The organism is Glutamicibacter sp. AGC84 (genome assembly GCF_053543575.1).
Genome location: NZ_JBLVOC010000026.1, coordinates 22682 through 26310, shown reverse-complemented (window position 1 = coordinate 26310; position 3629 = coordinate 22682). Strand labels below are relative to the sequence as shown.

Below are 3629 nucleotides of genomic sequence, written 5' to 3'. Positions count from 1 at the left end.
TGCGCCACTAGCTGGCTGGGGTGTCCGGAATGCTACTTGGCAGCTTCCAGCGCGTCCGCGAAAGTATTCAGGAACTCGGTGTAGGTCTGGATGCTCTCGTTGGTGTAGGTGTCAGCAGGCATGACGACAACCTGGGATTCCTTCGAGGCGGTGACATTCTGCAGCGCCTCGGACTTCTCCAGCAGGTCCTTTGCCGGCTGGTAGTCCGCACCGTCGGCTTCAACCGCTGCGTCGCGGTCCATGACGATGATCCAGTCCGGGTTGGACTTGGCGATGGCTTCGACCGAAACGTCGTCGCCCTCGTGGTCGGTGGAGGATTCGTCGAGCTTCAGCGCCGGGGTCAGGCCCAGGAAGTCGAACATCGGGCCGACGGTGCGGCCGGTGGTAGGAGCCGAGTAGCCCAGCTCGCCGCCCGAGGCGATCAGGCCCATGACGGTCTGGTCCTTGTCGTAGGCATCGGTGACGCGCTTCTCGGCGGCTTCGAAGTCCTCAACGAGCTTTTTGGCCTCGGCCTGCTTGCCGAAGATCTCGCCCAGGGTGGTGACCTGGCGTTCCAGCTCAGCGTCAAATGGCTCGCCTTCGCGTGGGTCCAGCGAAATGATGGCGGCTTCCGGAGCCAGTTCCTTGAACTTCGCCGCGTGCTGGGTGTAGCGCTGGCCGTTGATGATCAGGTCAGGGTCGACGGTGACAACTGATTCCAGGTTCGGTTCCTTGTGGCTGCCCAAGTCCAGGATGTTCTCGTCCTTGGTGTAGGAGATGGTATCCGGCATCAGCGAGACAGCGCCTGCGGTGAGCTTGATGCCCCAGGAATCCAAGGTCTCGAAGGTGCGGTTATCCGTGGCAACGACAGACTTCGCGGGAACCTCGATCTTCTTCTCACCTTCATTGTCGGTGATGGTGACGGTCTTGGTGTCGCCAGCCTTGGCCTCAGCTGCCGTATCGGTAGCGGAACCGCAAGCGGTCAGTGACAGTGCGGCGATGCTCAGCAGTGCGGCAGCGCGAAGCTTCATGGAGGACATGTATTCCTTCTTCGGACAGCAACCGGCGTTGGTTGCGCTATTGAGTGATCTGATAATTAGCTTAGCCTTATCTGAGCGAATTAAGCCAAACGGCTCTTATGTTAGCTAGGTCACCCAAATGCGCGAATTGAAGGCTGGAACCGTCCGCAAATGCGGCTCTTGATAAGGCTTGCCCCAGCTGACTGGGCTATTTCAGGGAGAAATAACGATCATCGGCCTTGTTTAATTAGTGTCCGAAGGCATGGAGGAAGCTGCGTCAGGCAGCGTAATGAATTGCACCTCCAGCTCATTGCATGAGCCGAGCCATGGCGCAGATGCTGCCATTGATGCCCGTTTTGCGCGCCGGTATCAGGCTGCCGGGTAGGTGATCCGCGACTGCTGGTCGATCACCGCGCCCGGGCTCAGCTCGGCAGGTTTGGCCGGATGCCCATCGATGATGTGGAATACCTCGGCACCGCGGGCCAGCAGATGATCAGCAATGATCCTGCGATGGCAACGCCACCATACAGCTTCGGCGCACATGATCGCCGTCTTCTGGCCGGCGGCCCGCGCCTGCAACCGCTGGAGCGCCTGCAGGAAATCGTACCCGAGGGCATGGTCGGCGTAATTATGGAAGCTGCGGTTCGTCCACCATGCGTTGACTGCGAAATCGACGCTTCGGCTCACAGGACGCCTGCCGGTCAGCGCTTCCTCGTGGTGCAGGCTGATTCCTGCCGTGCTCAAGGAGGCTTCCAAGGCATCCGCATTGAACTGCGGGAATTTGCGGGAGCCGGCCAGTTTGCGGACATCCACAACATTCGTGACTCCGTACTGCGTTAGCAGTGCGAGGAAATCCTCGATGGATCGTGCCGAATGTCCAATGGTGAAAATTCCAGCGGGCAAAATGCTGGCTCCTTGGGTGGGGAAGGGGCGGGGCTAATGCTGATCGTGCTTGGCGGAGCTGAGGACTAGTTGGAGCAGCTCTTCGACTTCGGCAGCACGGGACTGCCAGTAGCCGGTGTCGAGCCCGAAGCCGAGTGTTGCTTCATCGGCGCGTTTCTTGAAATAGTCCCGGTGGTCCTCCAGCGCATTGGCCAGGTCCGCGAATTGGTCATTGCTCAGTTCCAAGTTCAAGGTTCTCTGCTTCATGAGCTTCATCCTGGGTCGAGTGCGAATTCTATGAACCCGAGCGTACGCCCATTGCCAGCCGAAATGACCGCTATCAAGCTGGCACTCAGAAAGTCGTCGCCAAAGCTCGCCGGGAATAGGCTCGTGGCAGGCCTTGTTGTGCCGAATACGAGCATCGATCAGAAGGAGCAGTTCATGGCTGAAGAAAATCGAGTAGTTCTCATTGGCGGACATGGGAAGGTTGCCCTGCTGGCAGCGCCCAAGCTGGTTGGGCGCGGCTACGCGGTCAACTCGCTGATCCGCAACCCGGAGCATGCAGCCGACATCAGCGCCACGGGCGCCACCCCAGTAGTCATCGACATCGAAAGCGCTGGCGTGGATCAGTTGGCCCAGGCCTTTTCCGGTGCAAGCGCCATCGTCTTCTCCGCAGGTGCCGGTGGCGGCAACGAGCATCGCACCCGCGCCGTGGACTATGATGCCGCGGTGCGTTCCATGCAGGCCGCCAAGCAGGCCGGCGTGGACCGCTTCGTGATGGTCTCCTACAGCCGCGCCCTGGTGGATGTGGACAGCCTGGATCCGGCCAACTCGTTCTACACCTATGCCAAGGCCAAGCACGACGCCGACGCGTACTTGCGCGGCACGGAGCTGGACTACACGATCCTGGGCCCGGGGGCGCTGACCCTGGAACCGGCCAGCCAGCGCGTGGTGCTGGCTGACAAGGCAGGCAAGGTGAACGGAGCAGACGTTGAAGGCGAGGCATCGCAGACCTCGCGCGAGAACGTCGCCGAAGTGATCACCCATGTGGTGGCCAATAATGCAGCACGCCGCTCCACCGTGAACTTCTACAACGGGAACATGCCGATCGTGGAAGCGATCGTCTAGGAATGCGCAGCCGCAGCCCTGCCTCCGCAACGGGGGCAGGGCTGTTCTGCGTCTGCGGATGAAAGTTCTGCGGCTTCCACTGAGTGGATGCGGAGCCTTCTGCCTGCGGGCAAGCGGTGGGATCATGTGCCCATGACCAAACTAGAACCCGCTGCTGGCCAACCTGTGGGAGGACGCCAAGGAGCTTCTCGCAGTCCGGAGCATTGATGCGCACACCCTGCTGTATTCGGTGTCCATGGCCCATCAGCTGCTGGGCCATCACCCGCAAGCCGATGCGAATATCGTGCTGCCGGCCATGCTGTTGCACGATATCGGCTGGTCTGCCGTGGATCCGGCCCTTGTGCTCAGCGCTATCGCACCGGGTGCGGCTTCCTGCCGAAAGTGGGCCGGGTCCAGATCACCGACTGGGAGAAGGCCTATGCCGCGATCCCGCATCAGGATATCTTCACCGAGCGCAAGATCGACCGGGCCGGGGCCCTGGTTGTCGTCCGCCCGGACATGTATGTCGCCCAAGTCTTGCCGTTGACTGCCCGCGCGGAACTGGCCGAGTTCTTCTCGAAGAACATGGCTTTGCCGAAGGTGCCTGAATTCTCCTGACTCTTGCCGGCATGCGGTTGCCCC

General features: G+C 60.8%; 5 protein-coding genes. 2 read left to right on the top strand and 3 right to left on the bottom strand.

The genetic code is table 11. The annotated features are described in order from the left end of the window. Nucleotides 1-32: 32 nt before the first annotated feature. The 3 genes from ACNPN0_RS14720 to ACNPN0_RS14710 form a co-directional block, all read right to left on the bottom strand. Nucleotides 33-1019, bottom strand: coding sequence for a siderophore ABC transporter substrate-binding protein (locus tag ACNPN0_RS14720; protein WP_105656408.1), 987 nt, complete (start codon nucleotides 1017-1019; stop codon nucleotides 33-35). 348 nt (nucleotides 1020-1367) lie between these two features. Beyond that, nucleotides 1368-1901: a DUF488 domain-containing protein gene (locus tag ACNPN0_RS14715; protein ID WP_448938224.1), complete on the bottom strand. Its 534-nt coding sequence runs from the start codon at nucleotides 1899-1901 to the stop codon at nucleotides 1368-1370. A 33-nt stretch (nucleotides 1902-1934) separates the two neighbouring features. Then, nucleotides 1935-2147: a hypothetical protein gene (locus tag ACNPN0_RS14710; protein ID WP_105656406.1), complete on the bottom strand. Its 213-nt coding sequence runs from the start codon at nucleotides 2145-2147 to the stop codon at nucleotides 1935-1937. Between the two features lie 174 nt (nucleotides 2148-2321). On the opposite strand from ACNPN0_RS14710, the gene ACNPN0_RS14705 reads away from it, so the two are divergent. Together ACNPN0_RS14705 and ACNPN0_RS14700 are read left to right on the top strand one after the other, a co-directional pair. Next, a complete protein-coding gene (locus tag ACNPN0_RS14705) occupies nucleotides 2322-3008 on the top strand; it encodes an SDR family oxidoreductase (RefSeq protein ID WP_105656618.1) in 687 nt (228 codons plus the stop codon). A 381-nt stretch (nucleotides 3009-3389) separates the two neighbouring features. Further along, on the top strand, nucleotides 3390-3605 hold the full coding sequence (locus ACNPN0_RS14700; RefSeq protein ID WP_448938225.1) for a hypothetical protein: 216 nt from the start codon (nucleotides 3390-3392) through the stop codon (nucleotides 3603-3605). The last annotated feature ends 24 nt before the right edge of the window (nucleotides 3606-3629 follow it).